16 protein-coding genes and 2 tRNA genes are annotated in these 16,827 nt (G+C 30.0%); all 18 read right to left on the bottom strand.

Features of this window, described 5'->3' with window-relative positions; all coding sequences use genetic code 11:
- Positions 1-36 precede the first annotated feature (36 nt).
- The 18 genes from D6T69_RS05660 to D6T69_RS05575 all read right to left on the bottom strand — a co-directional run bounded on the left by D6T69_RS05660 (position 37) and on the right by D6T69_RS05575 (position 16,804).
- The gene (locus D6T69_RS05660) at positions 37-1,065 is read right to left on the bottom strand and encodes a glycosyltransferase (protein WP_125066841.1); all 1,029 of its coding nucleotides are present in this window, start codon (positions 1,063-1,065) and stop codon (positions 37-39) included.
- Positions 1,058-1,492, bottom strand: coding sequence for a serine O-acetyltransferase (locus D6T69_RS05655; RefSeq protein WP_125066840.1), 435 nt, complete (start codon positions 1,490-1,492; stop codon positions 1,058-1,060). Before D6T69_RS05655 ends, D6T69_RS05660 begins: the two co-directional genes overlap by 8 nt.
- Positions 1,493-1,502: 10 nt before the next feature.
- Positions 1,503-2,582, bottom strand: coding sequence for a glycosyltransferase (locus D6T69_RS05650; protein WP_125066839.1), 1,080 nt, complete (start codon positions 2,580-2,582; stop codon positions 1,503-1,505).
- A complete protein-coding gene (locus tag D6T69_RS05645) occupies positions 2,564-3,907 on the bottom strand; it encodes an O-antigen polymerase (protein WP_125066838.1) in 1,344 nt (447 codons plus the stop codon). Before D6T69_RS05645 ends, D6T69_RS05650 begins: the two co-directional genes overlap by 19 nt.
- A 16-nt stretch (positions 3,908-3,923) precedes the next feature.
- On the bottom strand, positions 3,924-4,280 hold the full coding sequence (locus D6T69_RS05640; protein ID WP_164506690.1) for a ParB N-terminal domain-containing protein: 357 nt from the start codon (positions 4,278-4,280) through the stop codon (positions 3,924-3,926).
- Between the two features lie 97 nt (positions 4,281-4,377).
- Positions 4,378-5,421 (bottom strand): ATP-grasp domain-containing protein, encoded by a 1,044-nt coding sequence (locus tag D6T69_RS05635; protein WP_125066836.1) that lies wholly within the window; start codon positions 5,419-5,421, stop codon positions 4,378-4,380.
- Positions 5,418-5,942, bottom strand: coding sequence for a hypothetical protein (locus D6T69_RS05630; protein ID WP_125066835.1), 525 nt, complete (start codon positions 5,940-5,942; stop codon positions 5,418-5,420). Before D6T69_RS05630 ends, D6T69_RS05635 begins: the two co-directional genes overlap by 4 nt.
- Positions 5,923-7,071: a pyridoxal phosphate-dependent aminotransferase gene (locus D6T69_RS05625; RefSeq protein ID WP_125066834.1), complete on the bottom strand. Its 1,149-nt coding sequence runs from the start codon at positions 7,069-7,071 to the stop codon at positions 5,923-5,925. The genes D6T69_RS05630 and D6T69_RS05625 overlap by 20 nt, the downstream gene beginning before the upstream one ends.
- Positions 7,072-7,097: 26 nt before the next feature.
- Entirely contained in the window at positions 7,098-8,312 is a 1,215-nt protein-coding gene (locus tag D6T69_RS05620; RefSeq protein WP_164506689.1) for an oligosaccharide flippase family protein, read from the bottom strand.
- 9 nt (positions 8,313-8,321) lie between these two features.
- Entirely contained in the window at positions 8,322-9,536 is a 1,215-nt protein-coding gene (gene wecC, locus D6T69_RS05615) for a UDP-N-acetyl-D-mannosamine dehydrogenase (protein WP_125066832.1), read from the bottom strand.
- A gap of 7 nt (positions 9,537-9,543) precedes the next feature.
- Positions 9,544-10,665 (bottom strand): non-hydrolyzing UDP-N-acetylglucosamine 2-epimerase, encoded by a 1,122-nt coding sequence (wecB, locus tag D6T69_RS05610; protein ID WP_125066831.1) that lies wholly within the window; start codon positions 10,663-10,665, stop codon positions 9,544-9,546.
- The gene (locus D6T69_RS05605) at positions 10,662-11,675 is read right to left on the bottom strand and encodes an NAD-dependent epimerase (protein WP_125066830.1); all 1,014 of its coding nucleotides are present in this window, start codon (positions 11,673-11,675) and stop codon (positions 10,662-10,664) included. Before D6T69_RS05605 ends, wecB begins: the two co-directional genes overlap by 4 nt.
- A complete protein-coding gene (locus tag D6T69_RS05600) occupies positions 11,675-13,000 on the bottom strand; it encodes a UDP-glucose dehydrogenase family protein (RefSeq protein ID WP_125066829.1) in 1,326 nt (441 codons plus the stop codon). The genes D6T69_RS05605 and D6T69_RS05600 overlap by 1 nt, the downstream gene beginning before the upstream one ends.
- A gap of 31 nt (positions 13,001-13,031) precedes the next feature.
- The gene (locus D6T69_RS05595; RefSeq protein ID WP_125066828.1) at positions 13,032-13,964 is read right to left on the bottom strand and encodes a Gfo/Idh/MocA family oxidoreductase; all 933 of its coding nucleotides are present in this window, start codon (positions 13,962-13,964) and stop codon (positions 13,032-13,034) included.
- The gene (locus D6T69_RS05590; protein ID WP_125066827.1) at positions 13,964-15,244 is read right to left on the bottom strand and encodes a nucleotide sugar dehydrogenase; all 1,281 of its coding nucleotides are present in this window, start codon (positions 15,242-15,244) and stop codon (positions 13,964-13,966) included. The genes D6T69_RS05595 and D6T69_RS05590 overlap by 1 nt, the downstream gene beginning before the upstream one ends.
- Positions 15,245-15,347: 103 nt before the next feature.
- A tRNA-Val gene (locus D6T69_RS05585) sits at positions 15,348-15,422 on the bottom strand.
- Between the two features lie 28 nt (positions 15,423-15,450).
- Positions 15,451-15,525: transfer RNA gene (locus D6T69_RS05580), tRNA-Val, on the bottom strand.
- A 70-nt stretch (positions 15,526-15,595) separates the two neighbouring features.
- The gene (locus D6T69_RS05575; protein ID WP_125066826.1) at positions 15,596-16,804 is read right to left on the bottom strand and encodes a bifunctional folylpolyglutamate synthase/dihydrofolate synthase; all 1,209 of its coding nucleotides are present in this window, start codon (positions 16,802-16,804) and stop codon (positions 15,596-15,598) included.
- Between the last annotated feature and the right edge of the window lie 23 nt (positions 16,805-16,827).

Genomic DNA, 16,827 nt, shown 5'->3' with positions numbered 1-16,827 from the left:
AAATAAATACAACAATTGAATTTTATTAATCATAGATTAGACTTTGGCTAACTCTATCATTAACTTTTTATAAACTAATTCTTCGTCAAAAAAATCGAATTTTTTGTACGAATTCATACTCATTTCTTTGTAATTATTTTCGTTAAATTTCTTAATAGATTCTGAAAGTTCTAATGGAGATTTTATAGATACAAGAAAACCATTATAATTATTATCTACAATCTCTTCTATTGAATTCCAATAAGTAGATATTATTGGTTTCCCTAAAGACATGGCTTCAACTAATATACCTGGATGACCTTCTCCATAATAATAAGTTGGTAATAAAACTACATCATATAATTCAATTTTATTTATAACTTCTTCTGGTTTCAAAACTCCTTTATAAGTTACAATATCATTGTCTATGTTTTCTTTAGTTAAATTATCATATAATGGACCGAAAACATCGATTGTATAAGTTTTATTTAAATATTGTGAAGCTTGAATTATGTCTAAGATTCCCTTATTTATTTTAACTTGGCTAATAAAAACAAAACTTTTAGAGAATTCATTAACCTTAAAATCTTTTTTAGGTCTTTTTCTCACATTGGGTAATATTAATATTTCTTTTGCTTCGTTTTTTAAAAAAAACTTCTGATTATATAACGTTTCGACTATTACTAAATCACTTTTAAAAAAGGTTTTCTTAGCAAAAAAACGAATAACTTTATTTCTATCTAAAAAATGTTTTTGAAAATTACTTCCAAAAACTCTAAAAACAATTTTTTTTGAAAAAAATCTACCTATTAAATATAAAATTGGAGTTACTAAAAAAGCTCCGTTAGTAGATACATTTATGAAAACTAAATCTGATTTGTATACTTTTTGAAGGTATTTAAATACTACAAAAATTAAACTTCTAAACCTAGAGAAAGGATATTCATTAAGACAAATAAAATCATGAAAAACCTTTTTTTCATCAAAATAATCCTTTAAAGACTTCATTAAAATAGTAGCTCCTCCCAACTGGGAAATATTCTCTTTTGGCAAAGAACCAATTAATAAAATTTTCTTATTATACATAATCCGATTTCTTAATATTTTCCTTAATAATTTTAGCAGGCACTCCTACTACTAAGCAACCATCTGGAATATCTTTAACTACTACTGCGTTGGCCCCAATTACTACATTATTACCTATAGTTACAGGTCCTATAATAGCAGCTCCTGCTCCAACGTAAACACTATTTCCTAATTTAGGAACTTCATATTTTTTTGATGTACCACCTATAGTTACATTTTGATCTATATGCACATCATCTCCTACAATTGTTCTTGCATGTATTACAATACCTAAACCTCCATAACCTAACACAAATTTTTTTCCTAATTTTATACTATACGGTAAATAACATCCAAAAACCAACCTTATAAAATATGTGATTAACTTTGGTATAATTGGTAATTTCCTTAATGCATATGATATTCTTTGTAAAAAAATTGGATTCATTAAATAAGTTTTAATTATTATTATTCTGATCAAAAAGAGAAATATAATTTTCTACCATTGTTTTTTTATTGAAAAAATTTCTAGATATTTTATAATTCATTTCACCAATTCTAGTTCTTTTTTCTACATTCATTGATTTAAATAAATTTATTTTATCAATAATGTCTTCTTTTAAATAGGGATTAAAGAGTAATTCCTTCTGAGTATCTAAATAAATTTTATTATCGGAAACATCAGAGGCTAAAATTGGCACACCGCACAACATAGCATCTATAACCGCATTTGGACAACCTTCATAAAAAGAGGGAAGAATCATAGCATCATATTTAGTCATTACATTATAAATATCTGAAGTTGGTACTAGAATCCTGATTTTTTTATTTAGATTATTTTTTTCTATTAAATCTAAGGCTTGTTTATAAACAGAATAATCTTTAAATACCTCTCCGTACCAATCAACTTGAATATTTTCAACTTCATTTATTGCATCTAATAATCCTAATGGGTTTTTTTGATCTATAAATCTCGCAGGTACTATTAAACGGCATATATCACTTTTACTGAAATCCTTTTTTTTCTCAATACCTTCTGTTGTCGTACCATTTGGAATTACTGATAGTTTAGTTCCATAATATGGTAATAATCTATCTTGTTGCGCATAAGAATTACAAACAATATTATTTGCTACTAAATGACTAAACCTTATTAAAAAATCCTTCATCTTCAAATCGTTAATATTCAGATTACGCTCACCAACAATCAAATGTACTTTTCTCCAAAAAAACAATAGTTTATATATAGCTGAATAGTTATTAGGACCATGTAAAAACGATATTATAATATCAGGCTTTTCTCTATAAAAGAACAACACTAATTTATATATTCTAATTATCTTATTTTCTGTAATAACTTTTACAACTTTTATATCCTTAGATAATAAATTTTCAAAAAAACTATACTTATAATATTGTACAGTAGTTATAGAGTATTTTTTACTCTCTTCTAAACCATTTGCAAGATTTACTAACTGCTTCTGAGCACCACCACTATTGAATGAATCTGTAACTAATACTACTTTACTCTTACCCATTTAGCTTCTTTATTATAGTTTAATTTTAACAAAATCAATCCACAGAAATAATACAAGTTATATCTTAAAAAATGCTCAGGATCAAAATACATTACCCTAAGCGCAATAATCAAAGAAAATGAAATAAAAACAATTACTGAAAGAGAGTTATTTATACTAAAGGAGAACTTATCTATTAATCGCAAAATAAAACCAAAGAAAACACATGTAATTATTACCCCAACTCCCCCCAAGTTTAGATAACCATAGCTCAGAATATCAGAAGGCACTTGTCCCTGTTCCAAACTACCTAACATATTTACTGTGTTTATATCAGATGTTGAAAAGATATTTTCTATTCCTAGTAATTTTCTAGGTAAAATATAAAGTATTGCATTTGTTATATCTTGAAAATAGTAATAGTTATCATTTACTATTATATTATTAATTAATGATAGATATGGAAAAGAAAATTCTCCAATAACCTCATATAATAAATGTGAAAAACGTGCTTCTTTTATTATATCAATATGCTCACTAACTATTCCATCATACATATAAAATCTAAAAATAGATTTACCTATTAAAACAAAAATAGCTGCGAAAAAACCAAAAGCTAAATATTTGATTTTGTTAAACTTTCTTTTAAAAATATCATTCGAAAGAACAAAGCTAAAAATAAAAACCAATAAAAATAATCGCCCAGATTGTCTATAAAAAATCAAAAGAGAAAGAAATAGAGAAATATAAAAAAGTGCTTTGTAAATAACTGACCTACTGGTTACTTTTAAACTCCAAAATATGTATGTAGAAAAATATAAAAAAGTTGAAATCGAAATTAGAAAAGCAAATTTACTCCCTTTTATATCATCTTTCTCATTTGCAAAAGCCATCCTAGTATTGGTACTTATATAACTATCAAATCCTTCTAGTGCTATGAATAAGAAAATACATAAAACCCCTATGATAAACATATACCATGCCACTTTTCTTGATTTTTCATTTAAAAAATAAAATCTAGTTTCTTTTAAATCTACTTTATACTTTTTGATATTGTAACTTAACAATATCGATAAATAACCAATTAATATGAAAATATCAGCTTTTATGTAATACGTAGAATTAACTATATCGTACTTATGCCTATATAGTTTTAACCAACCGTCATTAAAATCATTAGGAGGCGGGATTGCAGAAATTATAAGTGGGAAAAAACAATAAACAATAAAAAATATTATATTAAAAAAATCAAAAACACGAATTTGATATATTTTAATATTAATGATTTGTTTAAAACAAATAATAGTTGTAAACGTTAATAAGAAAAAGTGAATAAAACTATGCATTATTTGTTTTTAATAATTATGGTAATTTAAATTCACAAAGTGATGATAACAAAATGATTGGTTTCCAATTATTTTGTTCGTCTAAGAACTCATGTATAGTTGATTTTGGAGCCAACATACTCTTCGTCATAATTGTACTCATAATATCTTCTTTACTAAGAGCTAACTCTTCTTGATTATGAGTTCTAATAGTTTTACTCAAATATTTAATTTTTGTTACTGGTACAATTTCTGCTCCAAGTTCTAAAAGAGTATGATACCTATGATGACCATCAATTATTAGGCCAGTTTCATGACAACAAATTATTGAAGGAATAACAACATAATCCTTGTAAGAAGTTATATACTCTTTCAAAGCATTTTGTCTCTTCAAAATAACATTTTCATGAGGCTTAAGTTCATTTATTTTTACATTTTCAATGCTAACTACTAAACCTGGATCTTTTAATTTTACAGAGAACATAATTACTCTAAATTTTTTGATTATTTTTTTTGTTTACTACAATCCCATTAATAATATCGAATGTCTGTTTTATGAACTGGTAATCATAACTTCTATCATTAAAATAGAGACTTTTCTTATAATCACCATATGCATTTAAATCTTCTTTATTAGTAACTGATGGATTCATTTGATAATTAGGACTGACCTCTAATATCATTGGCATAGAGTCTAAATCATCATCATGCCAAGCAACATCAAATGCCCCTGTAGTAAGTTTCATTTTAAGAAACTCTTTTATTAAAAAATCTCTCCACTTTTCTGGAAAGTTTTCAAAATCTACCGAAGACCCTCTTCCTGTAGAAGTAGGTTTCCATTCTTTACCGTTATTAATTCTCCAATAATGATGTACTACTTTATCTCCTGCAAAAATTACACGTAAATCTTTTCTCATGTTAAGTAATTCTTGTACAATGATAATTTCATTATTTTCAAAATAACCATCATTTACTATTTCCCTTAAAACATCTTCATTTTCAATCTTATGAACACCCATCGAGCTTGCTGAATGTTCTTCTTTTATTAAAAAAGGATAATTTAAGTTTAAAGATAAAACCTCTTTAATACCTTTACACAAATATGTTTTAGGGGTAGAAATATTTAAAATATCAAACTCCTTACTCATATGATTTTTATTCTCCCAATAAGCAACTTCGTTCGATGAAGGTATTACTCTATTTCCTTGGCTTTCTAATTCTTCTATTATAAATTTCATACTATTTGAATAATTAGTCAGCTTAAGTTCTTTAAGATAGTTTCTATGATAATTCAGTATTATTGTTTTATCTTTAAATTTACCTATGTCTTTATTCCTATAAACTTGGAAAGGTATTTTATTCACAGATAATGCACTTATCCACCCGAAATCATTAACCGCTAAATCCGATAAAAAATAACGCCATCCTCTTTTGGGTATCCATATTATAACTTTTGCATTATTCTTTTCCATAGAAAAATTAGATAATCTATATAAAAAAATAACTCTTACTATTTTTTTTAAAATTTTTTTCATATACTATTTATGACATTTATTACATCAGCTCCTTTGTATTCAACAGGTAGTTTTTCTACCTCTTTAATTGTATCTAAATAATACTTAACAGTACCATTTTCATGATTATAAGACAAATCATCATAATAAAAAACATTATCTGATTTTTCTACGAAAAATTTTAAATATCTTATCTTATCTATTGTATTATCAACTATTATTAGATCATAGTCTAATGAATTAAAATCTAATTCAAGCCTTTTTTTAGTTTGAAAATAGAATTTTAAATTTCTAGCCGTCAAAAAACAAAGCTTTGAATCTTTTGGTAGAGAATAAATTACGTTTTTCATTCCTTCAAAAATTGGAATTTCTAAATATAAAGCACCTTTATTTTCTTTTAGATAAGGCCAAGTATTATATAAAGTATTATCTAAATCAAAAATATATGTTGAATTATTACTTTCACGAAATTTATATTTTAATTTAACTCTAGTAATAAAGTGGTAAAAAAGTTTTATCAATTTAACTATTAACGACTTCATCAATTGATTTTATAATGATTTCATTCTCATCTTTAGATCTTGCTGCAACTCTAATAAACTCTCCATTTAATCCAATTTTATCTTCACAATTTCTAACATACACTCCATACTTTACTAATAGTTCAGTTGCTACCTCTACAGCTGTTTTACCACTAGTTATTTCAATAAGGACAAAATTAGCTCTTGAAGGATATACTTTTACCCCCTTAACCCTCTGCAATTCAGATATAAAAAACAAAGACTCTGTTATATACTTCTTCCTAACAACTTCATACTTTTCATTAAAATCTTTTCTAACGTAAAGTCTAAAAAAATACTCGGCTAAACCATTTAAATTCCAAAGAAATCCATTTGTCGTTAAATCTTTGACCCATCCTTTAGGAAAAATACCATACCCGCATCTTAATCCGGCAATTCCAAAATCTTTAGACATACTTTTTATTACAATCACATTGTGGTAATTTTCTAAATAAGGTACAATTGATTTCAATTCTAGTTCACTGTCTTCATATGCAAAATGAATAAAACTCTCATCTATAATAATATTTTTTATTTCGGGAAGCGACTCTATAATACGAATTAAATCTACATGCTTTATATATCCTCCATCAGGATTGTTAGGGTTTATCAGAACTATTGTATCTGGTTGTTCTGCCTTCACAAATTTCAAATAGTCATTTATGTTAAGTGAAAAGTTATTTTCCTTTTGTAAGGAATAGTATACAACTTCTGTGTCTCTTCTGGTGAACTCATAATATGAAGAAAAAGTTGGTATATTCACAATAATTTTATTCTCAACATAATTATGGATAACAGCTTGCATAGCTTCTATAGCTCCATTTGTTATGAAAATTCTATCTTCATTAACTCCAACATGCTTACTTAATAATTTAGCAATTTCGAAACTTTGAGATGGATAAAATTCCAAAATTCTATTTATTTCACCTGTATCTAATAATTCTCTTTTTAGATAGGATAAAAACAACTCTGTTGCATATGGGTTACTTAAAAAACACGCATCTACTTCTATTTTTAATTCAGGAATAACCCCTAAAATAGTTTGAATACTTGGAGAGTGAGTCCCTGATTTACTTTTAAGTTCAAGGTATTTTTCTTCAATACTTTTCATTATACTATTTTGTTAAACTATTTTATTTATAATTTCTTTTTTATTAAAAAATAACTTCCCATAACTACATTTAGTAAGTAGCTAAAAAAAATAACATATAAAGCTCCTTTCAATGAAAATTTATAAACCATTATATGAGAAGTAACTAAAGCAAACAGTCCACTAAAGAAGGTAGATAAAAAAACAAATTTGTTTTTCTTGTTTGCTACTAAAACTCTTGTTATCAAACCTCCGTAAGGGGCTATTAACAGGATACATAAAAATGCTAACATATCCAATACTTCGGCATTATTCTCAAATAGTAGCTTATTGATGTAATCAAAAAAAGCATAATACCCCAAAGAAGTAATAATAGAAATTGAAAACAACACAAATAAGGTTTTTCTTATTAATTCTCTAGTCTTTTTCACCAACTTACTATTAATCAACTTAGACAACTCTGGATAAACAGCTTGTTGAATGGGACCAATCACGCTCACAAACACATCCCTTAATTTCAAATATACCCCAAGAATCCCTATTTCAACCGTATTTAACATCCCAGTTGAAATTATTAGAACAAAATTAGAATACAATTGTACCAATATATTACTTAAAAAAATACTGAACCCAATTCTTAAGTCACTTATCACTTCCAACGGAGTAGGTAAAGAAAACCTTAGTTTGTCTCTTACATATATATAAATCCAGCTGAACAATGCACACAAAACTGATGATAAGCTTAAAAAGAAAACAGTTAAGTTAATATCATCTGCCCCTTTGATAAATAATAAAATTCCTACAATAGTAACCAGTTTTGAAACCAAGTTTATAATACCAATCAATTGCATTTCTTCTTTCCCTTGGAAATACCAAATAGGATACAAACCAATTCCAACGACATTTAACCACCCCAAAAAAACTATCTCGCACTTTCCTTGTAATGGTTTTATAAAAAAAACTGAAACAAACACCATTAAAAAACTCAAAACCAACAAGATAAATTTCACTACTAATACTTTACTTACTATAGAAGCTAAGTTTTCATAACTTTTTGAATTACTAACCTCATTAGTTCCTATTAAATTATACCCATAATCAACAAGTGTAGTTCCATAATTCATTATCACTTGAAGTAGTATAATTATTCCAAAACCTTCTAAAGATATCTTATCTATAAGAAATGGATAAATTAAAATAGGAAATATTAAATTTATCCCTTGAGCTAAATATAAATAAATTGTATTAAGAAAATATTTCAAAGCTTTTATTTATGAATTTGAAATGCCACAAAAATCTAAAACTATTTTTTTATCACTTAAATTAAATCTTTTAAACTCATCATGGGCAACTAGAAACGCAATAATATCTGATCTTTCTATAGCTTCTTTATAATCAGTTAATTTAAAAACTTTGTGTTCTTTTATATTTGGTTCAACAATAAAGTACTCTCCGTTACTGTCATTCTGCAATACTTTATTTACTATATATTTTGCAGGAGATTCTCTTAAGTCATCAATATTAGGTTTAAAAGCTAAACCCATTAAAGCTACTTTCGGTTTTCTATCATTTTGCAACTCAAATTGTAGTTTAGCATTTTGTATTTTTTCTGCACACCAAAAAGATTTGTAGTTGTTTACCTCTCGTGCAGTTCCTATGATTTTGGACTCCATTGGATAGTCCGAAACTATAAAATACGGATCCACCGCAATACAATGCCCTCCAACTCCGCTACCAGGCTGTAAAATATTCACCCTTGGATGTTTATTTGCTAACTTAATCAACTCCCATACATTGATATCTGCTTTATCACAAATTAAAGACAGCTCATTAGCAAAAGCAATTTGCACATCACGAGACGAGTTTTCTGTTAACTTACACATTTCAGCTGTGCGTGCATTCGTAGCGTGTAATTCTCCTTTTACAAATTGTTTGTAAAATACTAAAGCTTTCTCAGTAGAGGCTGTGTTCACTCCTCCAATCACTCGATCATTATGTACTAATTCGTACATCACATTTCCTGGTAATACACGTTCTGGACAGTAGGCTAAGTATATCTTTCCTTCTAACTCTGGACGCTGTAAAAAAATTAAGTCCATCATTTTTTCGGTAGTTCCTACAGGAGAAGTTGACTCTATAATATACAAATCCCCTTCCTTTAACAAAGGAATTATTCCTTCTGTAGCCGCCTGTACATAGGATATATCTGGTTCGTTCTTCCCTTTAAAAGGAGTCGGTACTACTATTAAATAGGTATCTCCACTTACTGCTTTGGTGTCTGCTTTTAAATAACCTTCTTCTACTGCTCTTGCTACTGCTTGATCTAAATCAGGTTCAACAATATGTATTTTTCCAGCATTGATGGTATCAACGACATCTTGAGAAATATCTACTCCATGCACTGGGATTTGATTATTCGCTATTAAAGCTGAAGTTGGTAATCCTATATACCCTAAACCAATGGTTACTACTTTAGGTTGTGACATTTCTTTTTTATTTTGACTTTATAAATTCTACTATTCGTTGACATGCTTTTCCTTCTCCATACGGATTATGTAATTCACTCATCAATTGATAGCGATTTGTATTTATTAGTAAACTATTTGCTTCGTCTACAATTTTATTCTTATCTGTTCCTACTAAAATAACCGTACCTGCTTCAACTGCTTCTGGTCGCTCAGTAGTATCCCGCATCACTAAAACTGGTTTCCCTAAACTTGGTGCTTCTTCTTGTACCCCTCCTGAATCTGTAATAATCATATAGGATTGATTCATTAACCATACAAATGCGGGATATGCTAAGGGATCTATTAATTTTATGTTTTCAATTCTTGACAATATTTCATGTACTGGTTTTTGCACGTTCGGATTTAAATGCACTGGATAGATAATTTGTACATCTGTATGTGTCGTAGCAACCTCTTTCAACGCTTCACAAATATTAACAAATCCTTGTCCATGATTTTCTCGACGATGTCCGGTTACTAAAATTAATTTCTTAGAAACATCTACCATTTCTTTTAGTTCCTCTATTTCTTTATTCTCAATAGAAATAACTCTTTCAGAACTATCTAATAAGGCATCAATCACTGTATTCCCTGTTACTAGAATATCCTCTTCATTTACATTTTCTACTAACAAGTTTTGTTTTGATTGAGTTGTAGGCGCAAAATGATAATCACAAATACGTCCTGCTACTTGACGATTGATTTCTTCTGGAAATGGTGAACGCTTATTATGAGTACGCAAACCTGCTTCTACGTGACATACTTTAGCTCCTGAATAAAAAGCAGCGATACTAGAGGCCATCGTTGTCGTAGTATCTCCATGTACATACACATAATCTGGTTGAAACTCTTCTAATATTGGTTTTAAGCCTGTAATGATATCCGATGTTAGTGTGTATAGATTTTGATTTGGCTTCATCAAATCCATATCATAATCAGGTGAAATTTCAAAAAACTCTAATACTTGATCTAACATTTCACGATGCTGTGCTGTTACACATACCTTAGTCTCAAAATCTTTAGAACTCTTTAAAAACTCTTTAACTAAAGGAGCCATTTTGATTGCTTCTGGTCTTGTTCCGAAAATTATTAAATTTTTCTTTCTCATTTCTCTTTATATTCTTGGTACCATTGTACAAAACGACGTACTCCTTCTGCTACTTTTACTTTAGGCTTATAAGTATAATCATTGATTAACTCATCTACATTTGCCCAAGTTTTTTGTACATCCCCCATCTGCATCGGTAACATCTCTTTGGTCGCTTCTTTTCCTAAACTCGTTTCCATTTGAGTAATAAAATCCAACAGTTTTACTGAATCGTTATTACCTATATTATATATTTTATACAACTCTCTATTTTCAACCGACTTTTCCATGACTCTTTTTACTCCTTCTACAATATCATCTATATAAGTAAAATCACGTTCCATATCTCCATCATTAAACACCTTAATCGGGCGATTTTTTGAAATCGCATCCGCAAAAAGGATTGGAGCCATATCAGGTCTTCCCCATGGTCCGTAAACGGTAAAAAATCGTAATCCTGTTGTTGGTATTTTATATAAATGACTGTAGGTATGTGCCATCAATTCGTTACTTTTTTTTGTTGCAGCATACAAACTCACAGGATTATCAACTATATCTTCTTCTGAAAAAGGTACCTTTTTATTCATTCCATAAACACTTGAACTACTTGCATACACTAAATGTTTAATCTCATGATGCCTACAAGATTCTAAAATATTTAGGAAACCAACAATGTTACTTTGAATATAAGCATCAGGGTTTTCAATACTATAACGAACACCTGCTTGTGCTGCTAAATTACATACAACATCAAAGCTTTCTGTAGTGAATAACTGAAATAATTCTTTTTTATCTTCTAAGTTTAGTCTGATAAACTTAAATTTTTCACTAGTGCTACTAGTTATTTCTTTGTAGTATACCTCAGCGCTTTTTCTTTCAACTCCTAACTCTTTTAATCGAGCATACTTTAAATTGACATCATAATAATCGTTGATATTATCTATTCCTACAACTGTGTGCCCTAATTCTAGTAGCTTTTGACTTAGGTGAAATCCAATAAAGCCTGCTGCTCCTGTAACTAAAATTTTCATTAGTTTTTTCCTATTTGATAATATTCAAATCCTTTTTCTTCCAATCCATAGGTAGTATATTGATTTCTTCCATCAAAAATAACTGGAGCTTTCAGTTGTTTTTCAATCTCAGAGAAATCTGGTGAACGGAACTCTTTCCATTCTGTCAATAAAATCAACGCATCTGCATTATCTAGCACCTCGTACTTTGCATTTTTATAGTCAACATTCTCTACATCTTTTAAATAAAAGTGCTGTGCCTCTTCCATAGCCTTAGGATCATATGCTTGTACTTTAGCTCCTCTCTTTACTAGTTCTTTTACTACATAAATTGCTGGTGCTTCACGCATATCATCCGTTCCTGGCTTAAATGCCAACCCCCAGAGACCAAAAGTTTTTCCTGATAAATCTTCTCCAAATTTATTGATGATTTTATCAGCTATCACAAATTTCTGACGATTATTTACTTCCTCAACAGACGTAATCAATTTTGCTTCATATCCATTCTCTTCAGCTATCTTTTTTAAGGCCTTTACATCTTTTGGAAAGCAAGAACCTCCATATCCTGCACCAGGGTAAATAAAACTATAACCAATTCTTGAGTCTGAACCAATTCCTGCTCGAACATTATTTACGTCAGCTCCAACTCGCTCGCAGATATTTGCCATTTCATTCATGAAGGATATCTTTGTTGCCAACATTGCATTTGCTGCATATTTTGTCATTTCTGCTGAGCGAACATCCATAGCAATAAAACGTTCATGCGACATAGTAAAAGGTGTATACAGTTGACGCATTTTATCAAAAGCATAATCAGATTCTGCTCCTATTACCACTCTATCAGGTTTCATAAAATCATTGATAGCATCCCCCTCTTTTAAAAACTCAGGATTAGACACTACATCGAATTCAAGCGTTGCGTTTCTTTTATCTAATTCTGCTTGAATTGTAGCTTTTACTTTATCTGCTGTTCCTACTGGTACAGTAGATTTATCCACCACAATTAATCTGTGGTTCATCTTCTGACCTATCTCTTTAGCTACAGCCAATACATATTGTAAATCCGCCGATCCATCTTCTCCCATTGGAGTTCCAACTGCTATAAAAACTATTTCAGACTCATTAATAGCTTCTTCTAATTTAGTAGTAAAGAATAAGTTCTGCTTTTCTACATTCTTCAACACCATTTTTTCTAAGCCTGGTTCATAAATGGGAATAATTCCTTGATGAAGCTTATTTATTTTTTCTTGATCAATATCAACACAAATAACCTTGTTCCCCATCTCTGAAAAACATGTTCCTGATACTAATCCTACATATCCTGTTCCAATAACAGTTATTTTCATTTCTTTTTATTTTTTTGTACAAATATATATATTACAAAAGATAATGCTTCTCTCCCGCATTTATTAATTTAGAATTACGAATATCATGTACTATCTCAATTGATTGTCTTGCTTCTCGTAAACCAAAACCATTTCCTTTTAATATTTCTTGATAGCTTATAGTATGAAGATCTGTAAAACCTGAACTAAATTCAATTTCTTCTCCGTTCACTGTTATAGAACGATAGGTGCGTTGTCCTTTTTCTTGAATTTGTTTTGGTAAAGTAGTTTCATCAATTGATAAAAACCAACGCACGCGTGCTTTTTCAAACTCTAAATAACCTGAAGCTTTATGTTTTTCTCTGAGATGTACTTTATTCTCTTGTATATTTCCAAAAATCCATGAGAGCATATCAAAAAAGTGAACTCCAATGTTTGTTGCAATCCCTCCTGATTTACTTTCGTCTCCTTTCCAAGAAATATCATACCAATTTCCTCGTGAAGTTATATAAGTTAAATCTACATCATACTTTTCTTGCCTTTTCTCTCTTTCAATTTTATTTTTCAGTGCTATAATACTAGGATGTAATCGTAACTGAAGTATTGTACTTATTTTATTTCCTGTTTCTTTTTCAATTGCTTCTAAAGCGTCTACATTCCATGGATTCAACACTAAAGGCTTTTCACAAATAGCATCGGCTCCTCTACGTAATGCCATACGTATATGAGAATCATGTAAATAGTTTGGGGTACATATACTCACATAATCTAACTGAATACTTTGCTGTCTTTTCAGTTTTTCCACGTGACGATCAAACCGCTCAAATTCTACAAAAAAATCTGCTTGGGGAAAATAACTATCCATAATCCCCACGCTATCATTTTTATCTAATGCAGCCAACAAAATATTGTTTGTATCTTTAATCGCTTTTAAATGACGTGGAGCAATATACCCCGCGGCTCCTATGAGTGCAAAATTCTTCACTATAAACTTTTATCCACTATTTCTTTTGGTATTATTCCTTTCACATCATACACTACTGACTCTTCCTTCTTTAAAGAAACAATATCCAATTCTTTATATTCTTCATGCGCTACTGTTAACACAATCGCGTCGTATTTTTCGTTTGGTACTTCTTGTGCTGATTCTAACCCGTATTCTTTTTTCACCTCCTCAATATTTGCCCAAGGGTCATAAACTGTCACCTTTGCTCCATATTCCTGTAATGAGCGTACTACATCTACTACTTTGGTGTTACGTACATCAGGACAGTTTTCTTTAAATGTAATTCCCAATACCAACACCTCCGCATTTTTTATTTTGATGTCGCGGCTTATCATTAACTTAATGACTTGTGAAGCCACATATTCTCCCATTCCATCGTTCATTCTTCTACCTGCCAAAATAATCCCAGGATGGTATCCAAGTTCTTCCGCTTTTTGTACTAGATAATAAGGATCTACACCTATACAGTGTCCACCAACTAGCCCTGGTTTGAATGGCAGAAAATTCCATTTAGTCCCTGCTGCCTCTAAAACTTCTTGAGTATTGATACTCATAAACCCAAAAATTTTAGCCAGCTCATTCATAAAAGCAATATTGATATCTCTCTGAGAGTTTTCAATCACTTTTGAAGCTTCAGCAACTTTTATACTTGAAACCAAATAAGTACCCGCTGTTACCACTGAACCATATAATTCATCTACAAACTTTGCTATTTGAAGAGTAGAGCCTGAAGTTACTTTTAAAATATTTTCAATGGTATTTTGTTTATCTCCTGGATTGATACGCTCAGGAGAATACCCCGCAAAAAAATCTTTATTAAATCCTAAACCAGAAGTTTTTTCTAATACTGGGACACATACTTCTTCTGTAACACCAGGATATACTGTTGATTCATAAATAACAACATCTCCTTTCTTTAACACTCCTCCAACTGTTTTACTCGCACTAATTAAAGGCTTTAAAACAGCTCTGTTGTTTTTATCTACTGGCGTGGGAACCGTAATTATAAAAGTAGTACAGTTTTTAATATCATTTATTTCTGAAGTACAAAACAGTCCGTTCTCTTCAGTATTCTCACTTTTTAAAACAGACAACAACTCTTTAGCTTCTACTTCCTTGGTAGTATCAACACCTTCTTTGAGTTGTTTTACCCTTTCTTTATTAATATCAAATCCGACTACAACATATTTTGTAGCAAACAATCTCGCCAACGGTAAACCAACATAGCCCAATCCGATTATTGCAATTTTATTCCTCAATGTAGTCTTCAATATTTTTTAAGTCCACAAAACTACAAAAAATAGTATGAACAAAAGATTATAAAACAAAAAAAAGCCTCATCAAAAATGATAAGACTTTCAGTGGGCGCGAAGGGATTCGAACCCCTGACCCCTTGGGTGTAAACCAAGTGCTCTGAACCAACTGAGCTACGCGCCCGTTTGCAATTAAACTTTTGTAAGAGTTGTGGGCGCGAAGGGATTCGAACCCCTGACCCCTTGGGTGTAAACCAAGTGCTCTGAACCAACTGAGCTACGCGCCCTTACTTGTTAATTGCGGATGCAAATATATAACAGTTTTAGAAATTAACAATAACTTTTTTACATTTTTTTCTATAAAATTTCTGCCACTACAAATGTACTTCCTCCAACATAGATTACATCTTCTTTAGATGCATTTACTTTTGATTTTTCAAAAGCTTGATTTACAGAATCAAACACTTCTCCAAACAAATCAAACACACCTGCTTGTTCTCTTAATTTGTCTACTGATAACCCGCGAGGAATATTTGGTTTACAGAAATAATATTTTGCTTTTTCAGGAAACATTGGTAAAATTTCATTCAAATACTTGTCTGAAACAACGCCTAAAACAATATGCAATTGCTTATAATTTTCTTTTTTTAATTGTTTTAATGTATAAAACAACCCCTCTTTATTATGTGCTGTATCACAAATCACTTTTGGATATTCCTGCAACACCTGCCAACGTCCTTTTAAATTGGTATTTTTTACTACATTTAACAATCCGTTTTTAATATTTTCTTCTGTAATTGTAAATTCTTTTAATTGCTGAGTAGCTATTACCGCCGTTGTTACATTATGTTTTTGGTATTCACCTAATAAATCAGTCGTATAATTTTGCTTTTTATCTGAAGCAAAAAATATTGGTGCTTCGCATTCTTCCGCTTTAGTGTTAAAAACATTTTCCGTTTCTTTTTGACGCTCACCAATAACTACTGGAACATTTTCTTTTATAATCCCTGCTTTTTCAAACGCTATTTCTGATAAAGTTTCTCCTAAAAACTGAGTATGATCCAGTCCTATATTGGTTATTACCGAAACTTCTGGTATAATAATATTTGTCGAGTCTAACCTTCCTCCTAAACCAACTTCTATAACAGCAACATCTACTTTCTGATTCGCAAACTCATCAAACGCCATTCCTACCGTCATTTCAAAAAAAGATAAGCCTTGTTTCTCTAAAAAAATCTTATTCTTTTCTATAAATGTAACTACCGACTCTTTTAACATTTCTTCTCCATTGATTCGAATTCGTTCAGTAAAATTTTTTAAATGAGGTGAAGTATACAATCCTACTTTATAACCTGCTTCTTGTAGTATCGATGCAATCATATGACTAGTAGACCCTTTACCATTAGTTCCTCCAACATGAATCGTCTTAAATTTTTTTTGTGGATTATCAAGCTCCTCACATAGTGCAACGATATTGGTTAAATCTTTTTTTAATGCCGTTTGTCCCTGACGTTGATACATTGGTAACTGGGCAAACATCCAGTCTAATACTTGTTGATAAGTCATCTTTATATCTTAATGTAAAAAAT

Origin of the sequence: Tenacibaculum singaporense (assembly GCF_003867015.1) — a bacterium.
GTDB classification, from domain to species: Bacteria; Bacteroidota; Bacteroidia; order Flavobacteriales; family Flavobacteriaceae; genus Polaribacter; species Polaribacter singaporensis.
Note: the sequence above shows the minus strand (reverse complement) of the source record. Positions and strands in the feature narration are given on the sequence as shown.

Bases quoted from the DNA above. Each gene is read 5' to 3' on its own strand.
- D6T69_RS05660 (WP_125066841.1), bottom strand. From the start codon at position 1,065: ATGTATAATAAGAAAATTTTATTAATTGGTTCTTTGCCAAAAGAGAAT.
- D6T69_RS05655 (WP_125066840.1), bottom strand. From the start codon at position 1,492: ATGAATCCAATTTTTTTACAAAGAATATCATATGCATTAAGGAAATTA.
- D6T69_RS05650 (WP_125066839.1), bottom strand. From the start codon at position 2,582: ATGGGTAAGAGTAAAGTAGTATTAGTTACAGATTCATTCAATAGTGGT.
- D6T69_RS05645 (WP_125066838.1), bottom strand. From the start codon at position 3,907: ATGCATAGTTTTATTCACTTTTTCTTATTAACGTTTACAACTATTATT.
- D6T69_RS05635 (WP_125066836.1), bottom strand. From the start codon at position 5,421: ATGAAAAAAATTTTAAAAAAAATAGTAAGAGTTATTTTTTTATATAGA.
- D6T69_RS05630 (WP_125066835.1), bottom strand. From the start codon at position 5,942: ATGAAGTCGTTAATAGTTAAATTGATAAAACTTTTTTACCACTTTATT.
- D6T69_RS05625 (WP_125066834.1), bottom strand. From the start codon at position 7,071: ATGAAAAGTATTGAAGAAAAATACCTTGAACTTAAAAGTAAATCAGGG.
- wecC (WP_125066832.1), bottom strand. From the start codon at position 9,536: ATGTCACAACCTAAAGTAGTAACCATTGGTTTAGGGTATATAGGATTA.
- wecB (WP_125066831.1), bottom strand. From the start codon at position 10,665: ATGAGAAAGAAAAATTTAATAATTTTCGGAACAAGACCAGAAGCAATC.
- D6T69_RS05605 (WP_125066830.1), bottom strand. From the start codon at position 11,675: ATGAAAATTTTAGTTACAGGAGCAGCAGGCTTTATTGGATTTCACCTA.
- D6T69_RS05600 (WP_125066829.1), bottom strand. From the start codon at position 13,000: ATGAAAATAACTGTTATTGGAACAGGATATGTAGGATTAGTATCAGGA.
- D6T69_RS05575 (WP_125066826.1), bottom strand. From the start codon at position 16,804: ATGACTTATCAACAAGTATTAGACTGGATGTTTGCCCAGTTACCAATG.